At 38.1% G+C, this 19,332-nt stretch carries 19 protein-coding genes; all 19 read right to left on the bottom strand.

Features of this window, described 5'->3' with window-relative positions:
- Nucleotides 1-82: 82 nt before the first annotated feature.
- Entirely contained in the window at nt 83-1,051 is a 969-nt protein-coding gene (locus PR761_RS08970; RefSeq protein WP_006813801.1) for a fimbrial protein, read from the bottom strand.
- 66 nt (nt 1,052-1,117) lie between these two features.
- Nucleotides 1,118-1,438 carry a helix-turn-helix domain-containing protein gene (locus PR761_RS08965; protein ID WP_006813800.1) on the bottom strand — a complete coding sequence of 107 codons (321 nt, stop codon included), beginning with the start codon at nt 1,436-1,438 and terminating at the stop codon, nt 1,118-1,120.
- A 34-nt stretch (nt 1,439-1,472) separates the two neighbouring features.
- Nucleotides 1,473-1,742: a helix-turn-helix domain-containing protein gene (locus tag PR761_RS08960; RefSeq protein ID WP_006813799.1), complete on the bottom strand. Its 270-nt coding sequence runs from the start codon at nt 1,740-1,742 to the stop codon at nt 1,473-1,475.
- Between the two features lie 259 nt (nt 1,743-2,001).
- Nucleotides 2,002-2,499: a fimbrial protein gene (locus PR761_RS08955; RefSeq protein ID WP_195848284.1), complete on the bottom strand. Its 498-nt coding sequence runs from the start codon at nt 2,497-2,499 to the stop codon at nt 2,002-2,004.
- 11 nt (nt 2,500-2,510) lie between these two features.
- On the bottom strand, nt 2,511-3,026 hold the full coding sequence (locus tag PR761_RS08950) for a fimbrial protein (protein WP_154610902.1): 516 nt from the start codon (nt 3,024-3,026) through the stop codon (nt 2,511-2,513).
- An 8-nt stretch (nt 3,027-3,034) separates the two neighbouring features.
- A complete protein-coding gene (locus tag PR761_RS08945) occupies nt 3,035-4,021 on the bottom strand; it encodes a fimbrial protein (RefSeq protein WP_154610901.1) in 987 nt (328 codons plus the stop codon).
- Between the two features lie 9 nt (nt 4,022-4,030).
- Complete coding sequence (locus PR761_RS08940) at nt 4,031-6,541, bottom strand: fimbria/pilus outer membrane usher protein (RefSeq protein ID WP_154610900.1); 2,511 nt, start codon at nt 6,539-6,541, stop codon at nt 4,031-4,033.
- Between the two features lie 27 nt (nt 6,542-6,568).
- Complete coding sequence (locus tag PR761_RS08935; protein ID WP_006813794.1) at nt 6,569-7,237, bottom strand: fimbrial biogenesis chaperone; 669 nt, start codon at nt 7,235-7,237, stop codon at nt 6,569-6,571.
- A 56-nt stretch (nt 7,238-7,293) separates the two neighbouring features.
- Nucleotides 7,294-7,824 (bottom strand): fimbrial protein, encoded by a 531-nt coding sequence (locus PR761_RS08930; protein WP_006813793.1) that lies wholly within the window; start codon nt 7,822-7,824, stop codon nt 7,294-7,296.
- 505 nt (nt 7,825-8,329) lie between these two features.
- Complete coding sequence (locus PR761_RS08925; RefSeq protein WP_006813791.1) at nt 8,330-8,608, bottom strand: helix-turn-helix domain-containing protein; 279 nt, start codon at nt 8,606-8,608, stop codon at nt 8,330-8,332.
- 72 nt (nt 8,609-8,680) lie between these two features.
- The gene (locus PR761_RS08920; RefSeq protein WP_006813790.1) at nt 8,681-9,190 is read right to left on the bottom strand and encodes a fimbrial protein; all 510 of its coding nucleotides are present in this window, start codon (nt 9,188-9,190) and stop codon (nt 8,681-8,683) included.
- A gap of 9 nt (nt 9,191-9,199) precedes the next feature.
- Nucleotides 9,200-10,177, bottom strand: a complete 978-nt coding sequence (locus tag PR761_RS08915; RefSeq protein WP_006813789.1) for a fimbrial protein — start codon at nt 10,175-10,177, stop codon at nt 9,200-9,202.
- A gap of 10 nt (nt 10,178-10,187) precedes the next feature.
- Nucleotides 10,188-12,668, bottom strand: coding sequence for a fimbria/pilus outer membrane usher protein (locus tag PR761_RS08910; protein WP_006813788.1), 2,481 nt, complete (start codon nt 12,666-12,668; stop codon nt 10,188-10,190).
- Nucleotides 12,669-12,731: 63 nt separating this feature from the next.
- Nucleotides 12,732-13,400: a fimbrial biogenesis chaperone gene (locus PR761_RS08905; protein WP_112835961.1), complete on the bottom strand. Its 669-nt coding sequence runs from the start codon at nt 13,398-13,400 to the stop codon at nt 12,732-12,734.
- Nucleotides 13,401-13,437: 37 nt separating this feature from the next.
- Nucleotides 13,438-13,962 carry a fimbrial protein gene (locus PR761_RS08900; protein ID WP_006813786.1) on the bottom strand — a complete coding sequence of 175 codons (525 nt, stop codon included), beginning with the start codon at nt 13,960-13,962 and terminating at the stop codon, nt 13,438-13,440.
- Between the two features lie 410 nt (nt 13,963-14,372).
- On the bottom strand, nt 14,373-15,818 hold the full coding sequence (glnG, locus tag PR761_RS08895) for a nitrogen regulation protein NR(I) (protein ID WP_006813785.1): 1,446 nt from the start codon (nt 15,816-15,818) through the stop codon (nt 14,373-14,375).
- Nucleotides 15,819-15,827: 9 nt separating this feature from the next.
- Nucleotides 15,828-16,877 (bottom strand): nitrogen regulation protein NR(II), encoded by a 1,050-nt coding sequence (gene glnL / locus PR761_RS08890; protein ID WP_006813784.1) that lies wholly within the window; start codon nt 16,875-16,877, stop codon nt 15,828-15,830.
- 167 nt (nt 16,878-17,044) lie between these two features.
- A complete protein-coding gene (gene glnA / locus PR761_RS08885; RefSeq protein ID WP_006813783.1) occupies nt 17,045-18,454 on the bottom strand; it encodes a glutamate--ammonia ligase in 1,410 nt (469 codons plus the stop codon).
- Nucleotides 18,455-18,821: 367 nt separating this feature from the next.
- Nucleotides 18,822-19,332 (bottom strand): PadR family transcriptional regulator (locus PR761_RS08880; protein ID WP_272519352.1); only part of this gene is annotated, 511 nt, incomplete at its 5' end.

Genomic DNA, 19,332 nt, shown 5'->3' with positions numbered 1-19,332 from the left:
TAGGGTAAAGTTGAGATGAGGAGTGGGAAAAGCGGCTGCCATTATTAACGTCATAATGATAATGGCAGGAAGTTAGGGGAGATTATTCATAACGAATATTGACAGTTGCGGTGGCGTTAGCCGTACCGGGAGTCACTTTTTCAGCGGTTTTTATATAGCGAGCTTTCCAGTTAAAATTATAGTCGCCACTAGCAACCCCATTCTGTAAGGTATTTTTAGTATTGAGTCTGATCGGTGAGTTATTTCTATCCAGTAACTGTATCGCAATCCCTGTCGCGGAACCCGTTCCCGCAAGTTTAATTTTTCCGGTTGCAGTATCGACATAGCCAGCACTGCTAGTAACCGTCGTTTTGATATTGGTACCGGCTGCGCAGTTTAGGGTAACAGGAATGCTGACATTGCTACTGACGGAGCCAATCCCCTTAAATTGGGTATCATACCAAGTGCCTAAATTAACAGTGTAGCTGCTAGATTTTACTGTGCATTTAGCAACATTAATACGTATGGCATTTGCTGGGATATTTAATGAAGATAAATTCCAGTTAATATGGTTGGGATTATCTTGGATTAATTTAGCGACATGACCTGCTTTTAAGCTACCGGATTGAGTCACTGCTCCTGTTTTTCTGATAATCATGGTCCATTGGGGGGCGACAATTGTCCAAGGTAATCGTCCTTGAATAGGATAGCGACTGTAGACATTAATACTTCCTATCGCTGTTGCAACAATTTCAACACTGATACCCGGTATATTGGTTGCTGAAACTTTATTTCCATTAGGCACCCAACCATTAACATAACTTGCATATAAGCGTGCACGGCCACATTGACCATTTGTTCCTGAATAGGTATTTATATTGCCATTAGCAAATTTAACCACAAGTCGACCCAGTTCTTTTGTTGAGGCATCATCATATTGAATTGTGTATGTTCTCGAGGGAACATTAACTATGAGATTATTGAGTCTCGGATTTTGGATACAAGCAGAGATTGCTGATTCAGAATAAATAAAGATAAATATAGACGTTAGTTTTATAAAAAAAGGATTCATTTTTATTCCAAATTAATCGATTCATTTCATTCTGGAAGTTAATTAACTTCCAGTGAAATGTAAAATTTACTTATATAATGAAAAATTTTGTTCTGGTGATAATAAAATTTCAGCTTGAAGTATTTTTTCTCTATCTCGTTTATCATTTGTAATGATATTGGAATTAGATGATGTAAAATCGCTGATAAGTTCATTAATATCAAGCTCTAATATTTCAGAAATAGAATAAATCGTATCCACATGGATACGCATATCACCGAGTTCATGGCGTGACTGATGTTGCTGACTAATACCCAGTTTTTTACTCAGTTGCTGAATGCTCATGCGGCGATCCTTTCTCAATGTTCGAATACGAGCGCCAACAATTCTTGAAATGTTTTTCTGCATATTTATAACCAAAGTTTATTCAATGATAATCAAACTATATTAATGTTTTATTAACTTCATATTTAATTTTTTCTTTTTCATTTTCATTGAATGAAAAAAATTGATTAAGGCTAATATTAAAATAGTTGGCATATTGTTTTAGTCTATCTATCGATATTCGATTATTCCCACGTTCATAGCGTAATTGTTGTTGCTCACTAATCCCTACGCCTTTAGCTACAGCAATAAGGGATAACCCTTTTTCTTTACGCAGTAATTTTATTTTATTACCTATAATTGCAGATACTGGGTAGTAATTGCTCATTATCTAACCTCCATGATTCATTACTACTCGATTGTTAAATATAATCAACAAGGATAAAGTAATAATGTCACTTCAATAATATATTTATCAGGTATTGCATTTTATATCTTGATTTTAATCACATAATTTAAATTTACTCGGGTTACATGGTGGCTATTTAATATAAAATCAATTTTTTTGTGAGATCTTTTCATTAACTGAATAAACTTTAACTAATTAATCTAATATGGATTATTGAGATAAGATTTTTGTTGAATATTTAGTGATAAATAAATGTGAAATCAAGATGGCTTTTAAATGAGCCTCCCGTCATTCCTGAACCGTAACCAGCCATTCTAGCTGAAAGAGGAATTTCAACGGTGCGAGTTTGTTCGTTAACGGGAGTGGAAATCTGATCGCCATTTTTTACCGTTGCTTTATTTAATCCCTGGGCTAAATTTAAAGCGACATTTTTAGCAGTACCGTTATTGATAAAATAATTTGTTGCAACAAGGTCGGGTGTTCCATCAATGACCATAATCGCCTCTTTGGTATCCACTGGGCAATTTTTTAACTTAATCGTAAAATCTACCCATGGGGATGCTTGAGTATCACGAATATTCCAGACATTCACTTTTTTTAGGTCAACCACATAATTGGCTTTCTCTAACTCACAGGGTCGTGCGGTAACATAACCGTGAACGTGGATATTGGCAGCTTGCGCTATGACAGTTAAAGGGGACGCTAGAAGCAATAATGAGAGTGCTAATTTTTTCATTATTCTCATCCTTATAAATAAGTAATTGTGGCTGTAATATTGGCGGATACAGTACCTGTACTCGCATTACCTAATGCACTAAATGCTCGGGTTCTTAAAGGAATACTGAGACTATTTTGTCCAGATAAAGGTACCTGTAATACTTTTTGATTACCTAATGGGGTTATTCCATTGCCACTTTCAAGTTGAACTGCAATATTTTTAGCAGTGCCCATATTTTTATATAGGCTATTGATATTATTGGTGTCAGCCGTTCCGCTAAAGGTCAGTACTATTTGATTAATATAAGAAGAACAGTTATTCATATCAATGTTAAATTGCTTCCAATCTGAGCCACTTTGAGGTTGACTAAATAAGTCAACGGGCATTCTTTTTAAATCAATATCAATATTATTCCCACCCGAGATATTACAGGTTGCGGCTTTAATGTTTCCTTTAAAATTTAGTGTTACTGTACTTGCTGAGAATGCAGGTAAATTAATTAATAAGCTATTCGCAAGTAATAAAGAGAATATTAATTTTTTCATTATTTTTCCTATTCATAGCGAATATTGACAGTGGCAGTTGAGTTTGCACTTCCGGGCGTGATTTTATCTGCCGTTTTAATATAACGTGCTTTCCAATTAAACATATAGTCACCAGCAGGGACGCTATTTTGTAAACTATTTGTAGTATTTAGTTTTATTGGGGAATTATTTTTATCTAATAGTTGAATCGCAATTCCGGTCGCTTTATCCGCTCCAGATAATGCTAACTTGCCGGTATTGATATCCACATAACTAGCGGAACTGGTCACTGTTGCTTTGATATTCGCGCCAGCCATGCAGGTTAATGCAATTGGGATATCGACAGAGGTACTGGTATCACCAATATTTTTAAATTGAGTATCATACCAATCACCGAGTTCAATATTATAAACAGATTGGCTATTTTTTAATGAGCAGTTTACAACGTTTATTCTTATTCCATTTGCAGGGATATAAAGGGTTGATACATTGAATCGGGAGTTATTAGAATAATTAAATTGGTAAACCTCAGCTAGGGCACCGCTATTGATTGCTGCACTTTGTGTCACATTACCTTGTTTTATAATATCTACCTGCCAAAGAAACGATGGAAGCATAATATATGACGTCTCAGCTATAGCACCGGCAAATGGAACCCTGTCAGCCCCTCCAGCATAAGTTTTTAAATAAATCCCAGGTATATTAGTTGATACTTTATCTACAGAGAAACGCCCAGACCAAGGTGATAAATAATATGTGCGCATTTGACCTTGGCAGTAAACATCATTCGGTGTCCTAGCAAGGCTGGTGCTTGCACTCACATAGCTACTCGTTTTTAATGAGCCAAGCGTGTATGAATTTGTATTATCAAATTGTATTGTATATGTGACATTTGGTAATGTTCTATTTACACCACTAAAATTAGGATTCTTGACACAGGCTGCATTAATTGACGCAGAATAAAAAACAACCATACTACTGATGAGTATATAGAATCTTTTTAATTTCTTTTTCATAAGTCCCCCTTATTGGCATACCGTAGTCGTTTTATATAGCCCCAAATAATTCGAAACATCCGCCAAGTTATAATTAACCTGACACTGTTGTTTATCGTTATATTGGATAATAAAACTGCCACTTTCGGCTAAACCGGATAAGTAAATTTCACCGTCATTACCGACCATGCCATTTAATTGATTGCTATCTTTAAAGATGGCTTGAGCGCCAAATGGTACCGGTTTTCCATCAGCAAATTTAAGCTCCATCATGGCGCGATAGCCCACATTGGCGGCAAAGCTGGCTTTCACTAACGCCCCGCGGCTAGGTGCAACGGTTTGGCTGGTTAACTCCATTTCTGTATTATCAGGTAGGGCTGAAGTGTCGATATCAATCGCATTTTTACGGTATGCGGTAACATAAGGCACTAAAGCATAGCCTTGATTATTGGTCACTACGCCAGCTTGGTTCAGAATAGGTACATCGCCAGCTTCTGGAATATCCACAATGGCTGCTGTTTCACCTAATTGTTGCCCAAGCACAATGCCACCTGAATGAGCAACTAAGCTGCCATTAGTTCCATAATAGAGATTGTAATTATCTTTACCGTAACTGCTTCCTCCAGAAACCTCGCCATATTGTCCTTTATATGTGGCATTCATATTGCCCGACGATCCTTGCCCTTGGGTGGTATAACCTTGCTGGAGACTCCAGTTTAAGCGATTATCCAATTGGCTTGCGGAAAGCCCCATATTTCCAGAGTTAGGACCGTTACTGCTGCTATTGGTGTTGAGGTTGTAGTAAAAAGTACTATCAAACAGGTTAATTGGAATACTGACGTTCAATGCGAGTTGATGGTCATCTTCATTTTGACCTTGGTTATTCCCATTGTAGGCATACGTACTGGTATCACGGTTATAAGTGTAATTAATCCCATAACTGATGCCTCGCCAGCTATTGCTATACCCGAGTGTTGCCGATTGAGTTTTCTTATCACTATTCCAATAATCTTCATTTACATAGCCTATTGAAAGAGAACCGTAGTTTTCACCTAAGTTTTGGCTGAGTGTAATTTCACCACGGTTACGGCGTCGTTCAATTTCTGGGGTATAGAGAGTATCTCGAAAAGTATCAAAAACTTCCGATAAGCTGTAAAACCCTTTGGTGGAATAACGGTATCCGGCTAAGGCGATATTGGTTCCGATATCATTCAAGTTTTTGTTATAACGGAAGCGGTAAGATTGCCCTTGCTCTTTGGTATCATCCGTAAATTTTGAGCTCGCATGAGTGACGTCAATAGAAAGCGCCCCAAATTGTCCAAGGTTTTGCCCTGCTCCAATAGAATAAGATTGGTAGTTTTCACTGATCTGGCTTCCGCCGAAAGCGGTGATCCCATAAGGAAGACCATAAATAAGTGTAAATTGCCCAAAGTGAGTTTTATCTACATGGCTATCATAGGCGCGATATTGCCCGCCCGTTACACTGTAGGATAAATAACCCTCACGCTGTAATACAGGTAAAGAAGCAAAAGGAACAATTTGGTATTGCTCACTACCGTTAGATTCTTTAATTGTGACATGTAGGTCACCACTGGCACCTGTAGGGTACAAATCATTGATTTCAAATGGACCGGCGGCCACTTCTGTCTGGTAAATCGTATAGCCATTCTGTCGAATAGTAATTTGTGCGTTACTGCGCGCAATTCCGCGAACAACCGGCGCGTAACCGCGTAAACTTTCTGGATACATATCATCATCAGTCGCTAACTGAGCGCCACGAAACGGTACGCTATCAAAGACCATCGATGGAGATACACTGTCTCCAAGCGTTAACTGGCTTTTAATGCTATTAATGCCACGTGAAGCATAGGTATACACGGTATCCCATTTGCTAGATTGGTTATCACTGCTTGACCAAGTGGTATAGTTACGTAGACGCCAAGCGCCGATATTTAAACCAGGTCTTAAATTCACATAATTTGAGGTGCTATCGGAGCCGCCTTTCTTGCGGTCATAATTTTTAGAACCGCTGTAGCTGTAATTCAGCATTAGTGCATTAATTCCATTATCAATATCCGCTAAATTGACATAGCCTCGCGGGTTTTTGTCTAATGCAATTTGAGGAATACTTAAATACAGCCGCTGTGAATCAAACTCAAAGCTACTTGTGGCGTCAGGAATTACGGCTAAATTCACACAACCATTGCTTGCACTTTGTAGCTCTGGATATTCAGTCGTTTTTACGCCGAAATCATTCAGATCTGTCAGAGATAAACAGGGAATTAGTTTATTTTGGTTGTTTTTATCAAAATTTAATTTTTTGGCACCAATTAGGTTACTATTAACATAAATATCAACATAGTAACTTCCTGCTAATTGTTCGTTATTTTCAAACTGAGTTAAATCAACCGCATCTTTATTGGGAAGCTCTAAAAAATCCGGATCAAAATAGACATTATTATCTGTATTTTTTTCTGCATACAATGATACCGTATAGCCTAAATATAAAAATAGGCCAAAGCATATTTTATTTATTTTCATTGAGAAGTAACCTAATAATTATATCGTCTATATTTTTATTTCTGATGCTTTTTCGGCCGCGCCGTAATCATTAATAACTTCCCATTTAACAGTACCTTTTGTTGCGGTATCATTAACTTCAAATGTTGTCGTTGTTAATGGTGCAGCGTAGGAAACATCATTAATTTTTTTACCATTAAAAGTGACGCTCTGAAAATTCATGTAATAAGGTGTTGGATTCTTAACTGAAAGTTTTTTTCCTGATTTTGTCCAAGTTAACTTATTCTGTTCTTCTTCAAAATTGACATTTTTAAACGTTGTAGGACGATAAATTAATTTCATCTGAGTTTTAAATGCAATCTGTAATGAATTTTCAGTACGTTCAGTTGCAGGAATGGTTTTTATATTTAACCAGAATAAAGATTCTTTATCTGTAGGGAGCTTGTTCTCAGTTAAAAAAATTCTCAATGCATTGGTTTTTTCAGGGTTTAATCTAAATAATGGTGGTGTGATAGTGAAATCAGATTGTTTTTTTTCATCAATACCATCAATCCAGGATTGGATTAAGTAAGGAATCTTATCTGGGTTCTCAACAGAAATACTCACATCTTTACTTCCCTCTGGATAAATAACACGAGTTCCACCAATAATAACACCTGCATAAGCCGTATTAATTATTGTAAATAAAGTAACAAGGGAATAAACAATAAATTTCATATTACCACCATTGAATAAATACTAAGGTTTAATTCCTTTTAAACCTTAATAGCTAATTAGTTATAATTAATTGTAAATGTTGCATTAGCGTTTGCTAAACCGACATCAACACTGTCGGTTTGAGCGATATAACGAGCTCTGAAATCTAAATTATTTTCAACGCCATCTTTTAGTGGGTAAGCTTTAGATGCGGTGAACAGAGGGATAACTGTGTTTACATCATCAGTGATTTGGATACCAACGCCTTTAGCAACGCCTGATTGTCCGGCATCTTTAAGCTCAATAACTGAGTCATCATTAGGGTAAGAGGTTGCATCAAATTTAACGGATGCAGAGGTTACCGTTGTTGGGCAATTAATTAATTTAATCGTAAATTTAGTTGCAGCTGCAGTGCTTCCTGCACTTGGTAATGCTTTTTTAGAGACTTTACCTAAATTAACTTTTAGTGCATCAGAACCTGATGCCAATTCACATGCTTGGTCAGTGATCTCGCCCGTGAAATCAATTGTTCCATCTGCCGCTAATGCACTATTTACAGCAAAGATAGAAGATGCAGCAATTAATGATGCCAGTAAATTCTTTTTCATTCATTTTCTCCAAGAGATATTTATATTTGATAAATTGAGCTTCATTGAAATAATGATTAACTCAATTGATGGATATTTTGTCTTTTATTTTAACTTTAAACAAGTTTTTGGTTTTTTAGATTTAATTATAATTAAATTGTTTTTTATTGGCTTGTTTTGTTACTATTTCACCATAGAGGTTGGATTTTTTAATGAAAAATTCCGATAAACAAATATATTAATAATTTGCATTTAATCATTAATTAAAAATAAATATTAAATATTAATATTTACATTTGATTAATACTTTGTGCATAATTACACGTTATGAGAGATTTATGGGATTTAATGTTCTTAGATGAATTTTTTATGATTGTTGATTTTTGAAAATCAATGGTCTAAATAAGATGGTATATGAAAATGTTCCGGATAATAATTGTGTTTTGTTGTCTTATTTCAATGTTGAAATAAGATTAATCATTAGTGCACGTTCTAAAATAGACTGTACCGCTCTATTTTTATTTTGTTAACTAATAAATTTCTCTGTTTTTTTGACATGTTCACGAATTTTTTTCTTTTCAACTTCAGTAAAAATAAAAAAAGTGACCATGTTAATGCCAAAATAGTCAGCATATTGTTTCAATTTATCAATTGGGATCCGAGACTGCCCCTTTTCATAACGAATCTGTTGCATTTCATCAATACCTACTGCATCTGCAACTTCTTGCAAGGGTAATTTTTTTCGTTCACGAATAAATTTTATTTTATGCCCAATGATTTCAGAAATTGTATGGTTGTTATTCATATGAACCTCTCATTAAAAATAAGCCTTGTTAAGAAATACGTTATTCTCAAAATGATCACCACTAAGAATTTGTTAGTTATAGGTCAAAATAAATTCCACATGGCTGCGAAAGGACCCAGCAGTCATCGCAGTATTTAAGCTGGTCACTCGTGCAGAGAATGGGATTTCTGCGCGATGGGTTTGTTGATTAATCGGCGTTGTAATTTGAGAGCCATTTTTGACGCGAATTTGACTAGAACCAGAAGCTAAATCTAAAGCAACGTTAGTGGCAGACCCGCTATTACGAAAATAGTCTGAATTTGTGGGTTCTGGAACTCCTGTTAAAGTCATGACAGATTCACGGGTGTTGAGAGGGCAATTTTTTAAATTGATACTGAAGTTGACCCATGGAGCTTTTTGATTATTACGGATATTTGCAATATTGACTGTTTTTAGGTCAATGATATAGTTTGTCTGCTCAATCTGGCATGGTGTTGCTTTTATATTTCCATTAAACAGTAAGTTAATATTCTCGTCGGAATAGATATCGAAACAAGTTATTAGCCCACTTAGCAATAATGACTTTAGGAATATGACTTTCATCTGTGAGTCCTATTCATAACGAATATTAACAACGGCATTCGAATTTGCTGTACCCGGTATGACCGGTGCAGCTGTTTTTATGTAACGGGCTTTCCAATTAAAAAGATAATCCCCAGCAGGGACATTATCTTGCAAGTTATTTTTATTATTCAAACGGATTGGATTATTATTTTTATCCAGCAGTTGGATAGCGATACCGCTGGCTTGGTCTGCACCTGCGAGTTTTAGTTTTCCTGTTTGAGGGTCTTCATAACCAGCACTGCTGGTAATCGTGGCTTTTATATTGGCTCCAGCCTTGCAACTTAAGGTAATAGGAATATTGACTGAGGTACTGGTATCCCCAATGTTTTGAAATTGGGAGTCATACCAATCACCCATATCAATAATATAAGTTGGATTTTTTAATGAACAGCTAACAGTATTAATGGTAATGGCATTATTGGGAATATTGAGCGTAGTTAAATACCAAGTTGAATTCACGGGTTTTGTATTGGTCTGGTATAACTGAGCAGCCCTTCCCGGAGTGAATGTTCCCGGTTGTGTAACTCGGCCTGTTTTTTTAATGATGACATGCCAGCTGGTTTCTATGATATTCCAGTTTGGTGTGCTTCTACCAGGGACATAAGAGTTAAACCAAAGTGCGGAACCCGTTCGAATCGACATGCTGATACCGGGAATATTTGTGGGCGCTATAGAATTTGCATTCGGAACCCAGCCATTAATAAATCGCCCATGTAAATCAGTCACCCCACAATCTCGCCCTCTAGGTGAATTGGTATCCAATGGGCCGGTTCCATACGGAATCACGATAGTTTCTAAATCTCGTGTCGTTATATCATCATAAGGAATGTTATAAACTCGGGGGGGAATATTGAACATGAGATTCATAAAATTAGGGTTTTGAATACAGGCGGCTGCTGTATATTGGGAATACAGAAATATACCACTTGGTAGCCATATTTTTTTCAATATCTGTGTGCGGTTCATATGTCTTCCTTTATTGGCATGTTGCAGCTGTTTTATAAAGCCCGAGATAATCAGATAAACCAGTTAAATCATATTTAACATGACATAAAAATTGATTGTTAAATTGAATATCAAATTCCCCTTGTTCACTGAGTCCAGAGAGATATACCTTTCCTTTATCATCAACAATGCTATCTATCAGATTATTGTCAGCAAAGACTGCTTGCGCTCCAAAAGGAACTGGATGTCCATTTTCCATAGTTAGGGTCATAAAAGCTCGATAGCCTAAATTGGCATTAAACTGAGTTTTAACTAATGCACCTCGACTTGGGATAACGGTTCGGCTAGTAAGTTCAATTTCTGTATTATCTGGTAGTGCTGAAACATCAATGCTTAGCGTGTTTTTATGATAAGGAGAAACATAAGGGACCAAGGCATAGCCCTGTTGATTAGTACTGACCCCGGCATTATTTAAAATAGATACATTGGGGGTTTCAGGGATCTCTATTAGAGCGGCTGTTTCCCCTAGCTGCTGTCCAAGAACTAATCCGCCTGAGTGAGCAACCAAGCTACCATTTACACCATAATAGAAGTTGTAATCATCTTTACTGTAGCTACTTCCTCCAGATGCCATCCCCATTTGACCTTTATAGGAGGCGTTAATATTTCCTGTGCTTTGATGGTTTTCATTAATCAAGCCCTGCTGCATACTCCAATTTAAACGATTGTTAAGTTGCGATGCTGAAATGCCTATATTGCTGGAGCTAGAACTGCGATTGTTATTTGTCGTATTAATATTGATATAAGCGGTACTGTCGAAAAAATTAAAAGGAATATTTATGGATAGCGATAATAGATGGTTAATCTTTCCTCTTGTGCCACTGTCCGTTGAGGAAAAATAGTCACGATTTTTATTGTAGGTGTAATTTGCACTATAGTTGATGGCATTCCAGCTGTTGTTATAGCTAAAACTGGCTGATTGGGTTTTTCGATGACTATTCCAATAGTCCTCATTAATATAGCTTCCAGAAATTGCACCATAAGAGTCTCCAAGATTTTGACTTACAGTAGTTTCAGCTCGATTTCGCTTCCGTTCAATTTCTGGGAAATAGTAGGTATCTCGATAACTATTTAACGTTTCCGATAAGCTATAGTAACCATCTGTTGAGTAGCGATAGCCAGCTAATGCGATATTGGTACCGATATCATTCAGATTTTTGTTATACCTGAAGCGGTATGATTGCCCTTGATGGCTTGAATTGTCATTGAGTGAGGCATTTGCGTAAGTGATATCTAAAGATAATGCCCCAAAATCCCCTAGATTTTTGCCAAACCCAAATGATTGAGCATTATAATGATCCGCGTATTGCAAACCACCATAAGCAGTAACGCCATGAGATAGACCATAAATTAAAGAAAGTTGAGTAAAATGAGTTTTGTCTACATGGGTATCATAAGAACGGTATTGCCCACTAGTTGCACTGTAAAATAGGTAGCCTTCCCTTTGTAGAATAGGAAGTGAAGCAAAAGGAACAACGAGATGTTGTTCACTTCCGTCAGTTTCTTTAATTGTGACATACAAGTCACCGCTACTGCCTGTGGGATAGAGATCATTAATCTCAAAAGCACCCGCAGGGACTTCGGTTTGGTAGATAATATAGCCATTTTGACGAATAGTGAGTTGGGCATTACTGCGTGCAATTCCTCTGACAGTTGGTGCGTAGCCTCGTAAGCTTTCAGGGTACATATCATCATCGGTCGATAATTGAATCCCACGAAATGGAACTGTATCAAAAACCATCGCAGGGGAAACGCCATCCCCTAGGGTGAGCTGGCTTTTGATACTGTTGATATTGCGTGAGGCATAGGTGTAAACCGTATCCCACTGATTCACATTATTATCGCTATGAGTCCATGTAGAATAGTTACGTAAACGCCAAGCACCTAAATTGACTCCGGGGCGTAAATTCGCATAGTTTGCTGTTGCGGTTCCTTGATGTTTACGACTGTAATTTTTTGACCCGCTATAACTGTAGTTGAGAAACGTCGCATTTATGCCATTATCAATGTTGGCTAAATCAATAAAACCTCGAGGTGTTTTTTCTAAGGCTATTTGTGGAATACTTAAGTACAGGCGTTGTGTTTTGAAGTTAAAATCACTTTTAGCATCAGGAATGGTCGCTAAGTTTATGCAGTGGTTGATCTCCCGCTGTAATGCAGGAAATTGTTTTAGTTTGATACCAAAACTGCGAAGATCATCCGCAGAAAAGCAAGGGCGCAGTTTATTGTCGCTTTCTTTTTTAAACATTATTTTTTTTGCCGTCATGAAATCATTATTAATATAGATATAGACAAAATAATTCCCCTCTAGTTGTTGGTTATTATCAAACTGAGATAGGTCAATATTGTCTTTATTTATCCCTTCTAAAAAATCAGATTCAAAATATGAATCATCCTCATAAGATTGACTTTTATCGTTATTGAAATTATTTTCAGCATATGAAATGGTCATGCTGCATGAATAAAACAGCACTAAAAAATAACATTCCATTGGTAGATTTTTCATTATAAATGTTTATATTTTTCTCTCTGAGGCTTTGGTTGTTGCACCAAAATCATTGATTAATTCCCATTTGACGACGCCATGTTGAATCAAGTCATTAACACTAAATGTGATTGTTGAAAAAGGTGCAACATAAGAAACATTTTTTAGTTGCTTACCATTGAATGTTATACGCTGAAAGTTAATATAGTAAGGGGTTGGGTTTTTAGCGGTAAGTTTATCGCTAGATTTTGACCATATAAGTTTATTCTGCTCTTGATTAAAATCGACATCTTTTAATATTTGAGGTCGATAAATGAGTTTCATTTGAGTTCTAAATGCGATTTGTAATGAATTTTCTTTGAATTTTACTGAGGGGATGTTTTTAATGTTTAACCAAAAAAGAGACTCTCTATTATTAGGTAATATATCCTCAGTCAAGAATATCCGTAAAGTATTAGTGCTTTCTTTTGGTAGTTTAAATAAAGGTGGAGTTATGGAGAAAATTGATTGAGACTTACCATTTTCATCATCAATCCATGATTGAATTAAATAGGCGATATTATCTGGGTTTTCAATGTCAATACTGGCATCTTTTCTTCCTTCATTATAAATAACCCGTGTACCTCCAATGATGACTCCTGCATGGCAAGTGGTGATGAATGTAAAAAAAAGTACAAAATAAGTGCAAATATTCTTCATATTATTGCCATCCAAGTTATGTATAACCCTACTAGTTTTAGTTATAGCTAATTAAAAAGGTCGCTGAAGCATTGGCTGATCCTGCGACAACCGGAATAGCCTTAGCAATATAATTGGCTGTAAAATCTAAACTATTTTCAACTGTTGGTAGGATGGGATACTCATTAGAGGGGGTTAGTAGTGTAATGACGGCACTTTTATTATCTGTTAATTGGACTCCAACTCCACTTGCAGCATTCGGTATTGCTTTCAGCGCGATAACTGAGTTATCTCCGGGAAAAGACGTGGCATCGAATGAAACTGTCGCACTATTTATTGATACTGGGCAATTAACGAGTGTAATCGTAAATTTTACGGGAATAGATTTACTACCAACATTTGGTAAGTTTGCTTTTGGGATGCGTCCTAATTGGACTTGGATATTTTTTGATTCAGTTTTTATTTCACAAGCTTGATCAATAATATCACCAATAAACTCGATGGTTCCATCAGCAGCAAAAGTTAGAGAGTTTGGAAGGAATGTTATTCCAGCAATCAATACTGTGAATGTGTATTTTTTCATATTATCGTCTCCTGAAATAATTTATTTGGCTCTTTTGTTGTGAGCTATATTAATTTTAGAAGACTTTTAGTTATTTACTTCGTATTTTTATATTTTTTGTTTTGATATGATTTATTGATAATTTTTAATTATTTGGTGGGATATTCTGTTGCAGTCAAAATGAGTCATTGGTAATGTGCGTAATATATTGTTTGTTCATTTTTTAATTCCCTTAATTTGATTTGTATTTAAGAAAATAAATATTATATCCTTTTTGTGTTTATAATGATGGTGTTGGATTTTGTTTTTAATCTGAACTTGATTTGTTTTATTTATATCATTCTATTTTATTTGATTGTTTTGGTGCTTAAAATTAAACGACGATCTATTTATGAAGTTATAATAAAGATAATAATAGCCCATAAGGGCTATTATTCAATATCGAGTTCTTTTAATTTACGGGTAAGTGTATTTCTTCCCCAGCCTAATAAGCGGGCGGCCTCTTGCTTATGTCCATGCGTATATTTCAGGGCACAGTTCAGCATGGTTTTTTCTAGCAATGGCATTGCCTCATTAAATAAATCTTGCTTACCTTGCTGTAGAGAGGCATCTGTCCATTGTTCGAGCAATTTAAACCAAGGTACATTGAGTTCATCCATGTTCTGGGGGGAGACCTCAGAGGTTTTGGTCGATTTTACTATTTCTTGCTTATTAAATAGATCCGCGGGTAGGTCTTGAGGTAAAACCTCTTGGCTAGCCGCCATAACGGTCAACCAGCGACATACATTCTCTAATTGACGAACGTTTCCTGACCAGTGATAACGTTGAAGAATCTTAAGACTATCGGGATGGAGAATTTTACTTTCAACACCCAGTTCTTTGGCGGTATTTTGTAAAAAGTAGTGAGCAAGGCGTGGAATATCTTCCGTACGTTCTCTTAATGGCGGTAATTGCACTCGAATAACATTCAGTCGGTGGAATAAATCCTCACGGAACAATCCCTCTTTGACTCGTTTTTCTAGGTCTTGGTGGGTTGCGGCAATAATCCGCACATCGACCTTCACAGGAGTATATCCGCCGATCCGATAAAATTGCCCTTCAGCAAGTACACGTAATAATCGAGTTTGCACATCAAGGGGCATATCACCAATTTCATCAAGAAATAATGAGCCGCGATTAGCTTGCTCAAATCGGCCTTGGCGAACTTGGGAGGCGCCAGTAAACGCGCCTTTTTCATGACCAAATAGCTCTGATTCAATCAAATCTTTAGGAATAGCGGCCATATTTAGCGCGATAAACGGCTCTTTTGCTCGAGGACTATGCTGGTGTAGCGCGTGAGCAACCAGCTCTTTTCCCGTGCCAGATTCTCCATTAATCAACACACTAATTGATGAGCGCGAAAGGCGACCAATAATACGGTACACCTCCTGCATTGCTGGGGCTTCTCCAATCATGGTGGAGGATACTATTGTTGCTTGCGGTTTACCGCCAGCTGCGCTGTTTTGTTCTCGGCTATGATTTAGAGCGCGCTCAACAAGAGCAACAGTTTCATCAATATCAAACGGTTTTGGGAGATAATCAAAGGCACCAGATTGGTAAGCATTCACGGCGGCGTCGAGATCGGAATGTGCTGTCATAATAATAATGGGCAGCAGGGGATGGGACTGTTTTAACTGAGAAAGTAAAGCTAATCCATCCATACCTGGCATGCGAATATCAGATAACAATACATCGGGACAGTCATTTTCGAGAGCGGTAAGTACCGCTGTGGTGCTATCAAAGCAGGTACAGGTGAGCTGCGTATTATTTAATGCTCGTTCAAGTACCCAGCGGATAGAACTGTCATCATCAACAACCCAAACTTTTCCCTTCTGCATAGCTATCTCCTATTTTTTGATGGGTAAATAAATAGAAAACTCGGTATGTCCCGGCCAACTGGTAAACTCAATTTTCCCTGAATGTTGGTCCACCAAACTACGGGCAATGGATAGGCCTAGCCCTGTTCCATCTGGGCGCCCACTCACCATTGGATAAAATAGGGTATCTTGGATTGTGAGTGGAATACCGGGACCATTATCTTCAATATCAATTCGTGCGGCTAGGCGATAGCGCTCCCCCTGTAACATAACCTGAAATGCAGTGCGGGTACGAAGGGTAATATTCCCTCCGGATTCTGATAACGCTTGCAGCGCATTACGGGTAATGTTGAGGAGTACTTGTTCTACCTGATCCGGATAATATTCAAGGTCAGGAAGGCTTGGATCATAGTCACGGATTAAGGTGATATTCTCCGGTTTTTCTAAGGAAACTAAGCGCACCACATTTTCGACGCTGTGATGAATACTTTGCTCGGTTTTGGGGCCGGGATATTGTGGTCCAAGTAATCTATCGACAAGGGCGCGTAAGCGATCCGCTTGTTCGATAATCACTTGGGTATATTCATTAAGCTGCGGGTCGGGCAGCGCCTTAGACAAAAGTTGTGCAGCACCACGTAATCCACCAAGGGGATTTTTGATTTCGTGGGCGAGCCCTCGAATCAGCTCTCGGGCTGCGAGTTGTTGGGCATTTTGCGCGAGCTCTTGGCTAAGACGTCGCTGGCTATCCAGTTGAGAAAGCTCAACGAGAATAAATTGGTCGGATAGAGGTTGAGCACTAAGAGACATCATATGAGAATGACTGTTAACCACCAGAGTGACTTCATTTTCGGTAAAACTGTGCCCCTCTTTTAAGCTGTTAAGCATCAGCTCATCATTTAATGAACAATAATTAAAGAGTAAAGGGAGCGGGGTGCCATACAGTTTGCGTGGGCTTTGGGCTAAAACTTGTAGAGCAGCATGGTTGGCATAATGGATAATCAGGTCATAATCCAGCACTAACACACTGTTGATGAGAGAATCGAGAAGATATTCGGAGGCGGGTAAATGCTCGGTTTTCATGTAATATTGCTCCTGCACTATTTTGGTGCATTATACGTTATTTACGAAGTAACCGATACGTCGACGCCAATATTTGCAGTTCACCACTCAGTTCGTAGAGAAAAGGCCCCATCATTTAGATGGGGCAAGTGCTTCACGGCAACAAAGACTATCAGTGGAACGGCGTGTTACGCACTGTAGTACATTTCAAATTCGAGTGGGTGTGGTGCCATGCGAACGCGTTGGATATCCGCACGCAGTAATTCAATGTAAGCGTCAATAGCGTCGTCAGTAAATACGCCACCACGGGTCAAGAACTCACGATTTTTATCTAATTCTGCCAGTGCTTCATCTAAAGAACCCGCAACCGTTGGGATTTCTTTTGCTTCTTCTGGTGGTAAATCGTACAAGTTTTTATCCATGGCATCGCCCGGGTGGATCTTGTTGATGATGCCATCAAGACCTGCCATCAACTGAGCGGCAAACGCTAAGTATGGGTTTGCTGCTGGGTCAGGGAAGCGCACTTCGATACGACGTGCTTTGGTGCTAGCTACCACTGGGATACGGATAGACGCAGAACGGTTACGCGCAGAGTAAGCTAGCATCACTGGAGCTTCAAAACCTGGGACTAAACGCTTGTATGAGTTAGTCGTCGGGTTAGTAAATGCGTTCAGAGCACGTGCGTGCTTGATGATACCGCCGATATAATACAGTGCCATTTCAGATAAACCGCCGTATTTATCACCTGCAAATAGGTTGACGCCATCTTTAGATAACGACATATGGCAGTGCATTCCGGAACCATTATCACCGACTAATGGTTTTGGCATAAAGGTGGCTGTTTTACCAAAAGCGTGCGCAACGTTATGTACGACATACTTATAAATTTGGGTTTCATCCGCTTTTTTCGTCATGGTATTAAAGCGGGTTGCGATTTCGTTTTGACCAGCGGTCGCTACTTCGTGGTGATGAGCTTCAACGACTAAGCCCATATCTTCCATTGTTGTACACATAGCGGAACGCAAATCTTGTGAAGAATCGACGGGTGGTACTGGGAAATAGCCGCCTTTAACTGCAGGACGGTGGCCTTTGTTGCCGCCTTCGTATTTGGTTCCAGTATTCCATGCTGCTTCGATATCATCGATATGGTAATAGCTGCTGTGCATGCTGTTACCGAAACGGATGTCATCAAATACAAAGAATTCTGGCTCTGGTCCAAACAGAACGATATCTGCAATACCGCTAGAACGCAGGAAGTCTTCCGCACGTTTAGAGATAGAACGTGGGTCGCGATCGTAACCTTGCATAGTGCCAGGTTCTAAAATATCGCAACGAATAATTAAGGTATTATCTGCGTAGAATGGGTCTAACAGCGCTGTTGATGGGTCTGGCATCAGCACCATGTCAGATTCATTGATCCCTTTCCAGCCACCGATTGATGAACCATCAAACATTTGGCCTTCTTCAAAGAAGTCTTCGTCTACTTGATGAGCAGGGATAGTGATATGTTGCTCTTTACCTTTTGTATCAGTAAAACGCAAATCAATAAATCTTACATTGTGCTCTTCGATCAACGATAAAACATGTTCAGCGGACATTCTCGGCTCTCCTGGTCGGGTCTATTCAACAGACGTAGATAATTAAAGTCATACGCAGGTTGGTTTATCTGGCTTTACTGCATTAATGACTCATTCATTAATGACTGAGTAAGCTCTCTATAGGGACTATAAGCGAAAAACGTGCCAACTTTTTAAATCATAGTAAATACTGATTGTTATAAAAGAATAGCAACGATTCGACTAAAAAACAGTCTATCATTGAGCTGGATTGGTGCAAGAGAAAGATTTGTTGCACCAATATGGTGCGTATTATCTATCTGGAGAGGAGAACAAAACAGCTTTGCGCCATTTTCAGACTCAAAGCTGTTTGTATTTATGATTGGATGAGTTAATTCAATGCTCGTGATTATTCATCATCGCTGTCTGTTAATAGCGCATTGACTTCTTCAATCTGTTTTACTGCGTCATTGATGATCGTTGCAATTTGATGAGTTTGTTCTTCACTCAGCTGCTTTAAAACCATTTTATGGCGTAGCAAGGCTTTAAATCGACTTACTGCCACTTCAATATCTTCTGATAAATTACTGCCTTGTTGGAGTTCACGGGCTTTTGCCAACTTACGAGCAATGACAGATTCAATGTCTTTATTCTGTGCTAAATGTTCAGCACCTTCGGCTGTAATGGTGAAGCTTTTGCGATTACGTTCAACAATTTGTGATTCCAAGAAACCTTGTTCTTCCAACAAAGTCAGTGTTGGATAGATAACGCCAGGGCTTGGAACATATAAACCGCTGGAGGCTTCTTGGATATCTTTAATAATTTCGTATCCGTAGCTTGGTTTTTTTGCCACTAAAGAAAGTACCATAATGTGCAAATCGCCGTGATCAAATAAGCGACGTAAACCTTTACCGCGTCCA

The sequence above is a fragment of the Providencia sp. PROV210 genome (assembly GCF_028479445.1).
Classification (GTDB): domain Bacteria; phylum Pseudomonadota; class Gammaproteobacteria; order Enterobacterales; family Enterobacteriaceae; genus Providencia; species Providencia rustigianii.
Note: the sequence above shows the minus strand (reverse complement) of the source record. Positions and strands in the feature narration are given on the sequence as shown.

What these genes read in the sequence shown, in the direction of transcription:
- glnL (WP_006813784.1), bottom strand. Translation starts at nt 16,877, where the DNA reads ATGAAAACCGAGCATTTACCCGCCTCCGAATATCTTCTCGATTCTCTC.
- glnG (WP_006813785.1), bottom strand. Translation starts at nt 15,818, where the DNA reads ATGCAGAAGGGAAAAGTTTGGGTTGTTGATGATGACAGTTCTATCCGC.
- PR761_RS08905 (WP_112835961.1), bottom strand. Translation starts at nt 13,400, where the DNA reads ATGAAGAATATTTGCACTTATTTTGTACTTTTTTTTACATTCATCACC.
- PR761_RS08970 (WP_006813801.1), bottom strand. Translation starts at nt 1,051, where the DNA reads ATGAATCCTTTTTTTATAAAACTAACGTCTATATTTATCTTTATTTAT.
- PR761_RS08915 (WP_006813789.1), bottom strand. Translation starts at nt 10,177, where the DNA reads ATGAACCGCACACAGATATTGAAAAAAATATGGCTACCAAGTGGTATA.
- PR761_RS08935 (WP_006813794.1), bottom strand. Translation starts at nt 7,237, where the DNA reads ATGAAATTTATTGTTTATTCCCTTGTTACTTTATTTACAATAATTAAT.
- PR761_RS08925 (WP_006813791.1), bottom strand. Translation starts at nt 8,608, where the DNA reads ATGAATAACAACCATACAATTTCTGAAATCATTGGGCATAAAATAAAA.
- PR761_RS08955 (WP_195848284.1), bottom strand. Translation starts at nt 2,499, where the DNA reads ATGAAAAAATTAGCACTCTCATTATTGCTTCTAGCGTCCCCTTTAACT.
- PR761_RS08965 (WP_006813800.1), bottom strand. Translation starts at nt 1,438, where the DNA reads ATGCAGAAAAACATTTCAAGAATTGTTGGCGCTCGTATTCGAACATTG.
- PR761_RS08960 (WP_006813799.1), bottom strand. Translation starts at nt 1,742, where the DNA reads ATGAGCAATTACTACCCAGTATCTGCAATTATAGGTAATAAAATAAAA.
- glnA (WP_006813783.1), bottom strand. Translation starts at nt 18,454, where the DNA reads ATGTCCGCTGAACATGTTTTATCGTTGATCGAAGAGCACAATGTAAGA.
- PR761_RS08910 (WP_006813788.1), bottom strand. Translation starts at nt 12,668, where the DNA reads ATGACCATTTCATATGCTGAAAATAATTTCAATAACGATAAAAGTCAA.
- PR761_RS08950 (WP_154610902.1), bottom strand. Translation starts at nt 3,026, where the DNA reads ATGAAAAAATTAATATTCTCTTTATTACTTGCGAATAGCTTATTAATT.
- PR761_RS08900 (WP_006813786.1), bottom strand. Translation starts at nt 13,962, where the DNA reads ATGAAAAAATACACATTCACAGTATTGATTGCTGGAATAACATTCCTT.
- PR761_RS08940 (WP_154610900.1), bottom strand. Translation starts at nt 6,541, where the DNA reads ATGAAAATAAATAAAATATGCTTTGGCCTATTTTTATATTTAGGCTAT.
- PR761_RS08920 (WP_006813790.1), bottom strand. Translation starts at nt 9,190, where the DNA reads ATGAAAGTCATATTCCTAAAGTCATTATTGCTAAGTGGGCTAATAACT.
- PR761_RS08930 (WP_006813793.1), bottom strand. Translation starts at nt 7,824, where the DNA reads ATGAAAAAGAATTTACTGGCATCATTAATTGCTGCATCTTCTATCTTT.
- PR761_RS08945 (WP_154610901.1), bottom strand. Translation starts at nt 4,021, where the DNA reads ATGAAAAAGAAATTAAAAAGATTCTATATACTCATCAGTAGTATGGTT.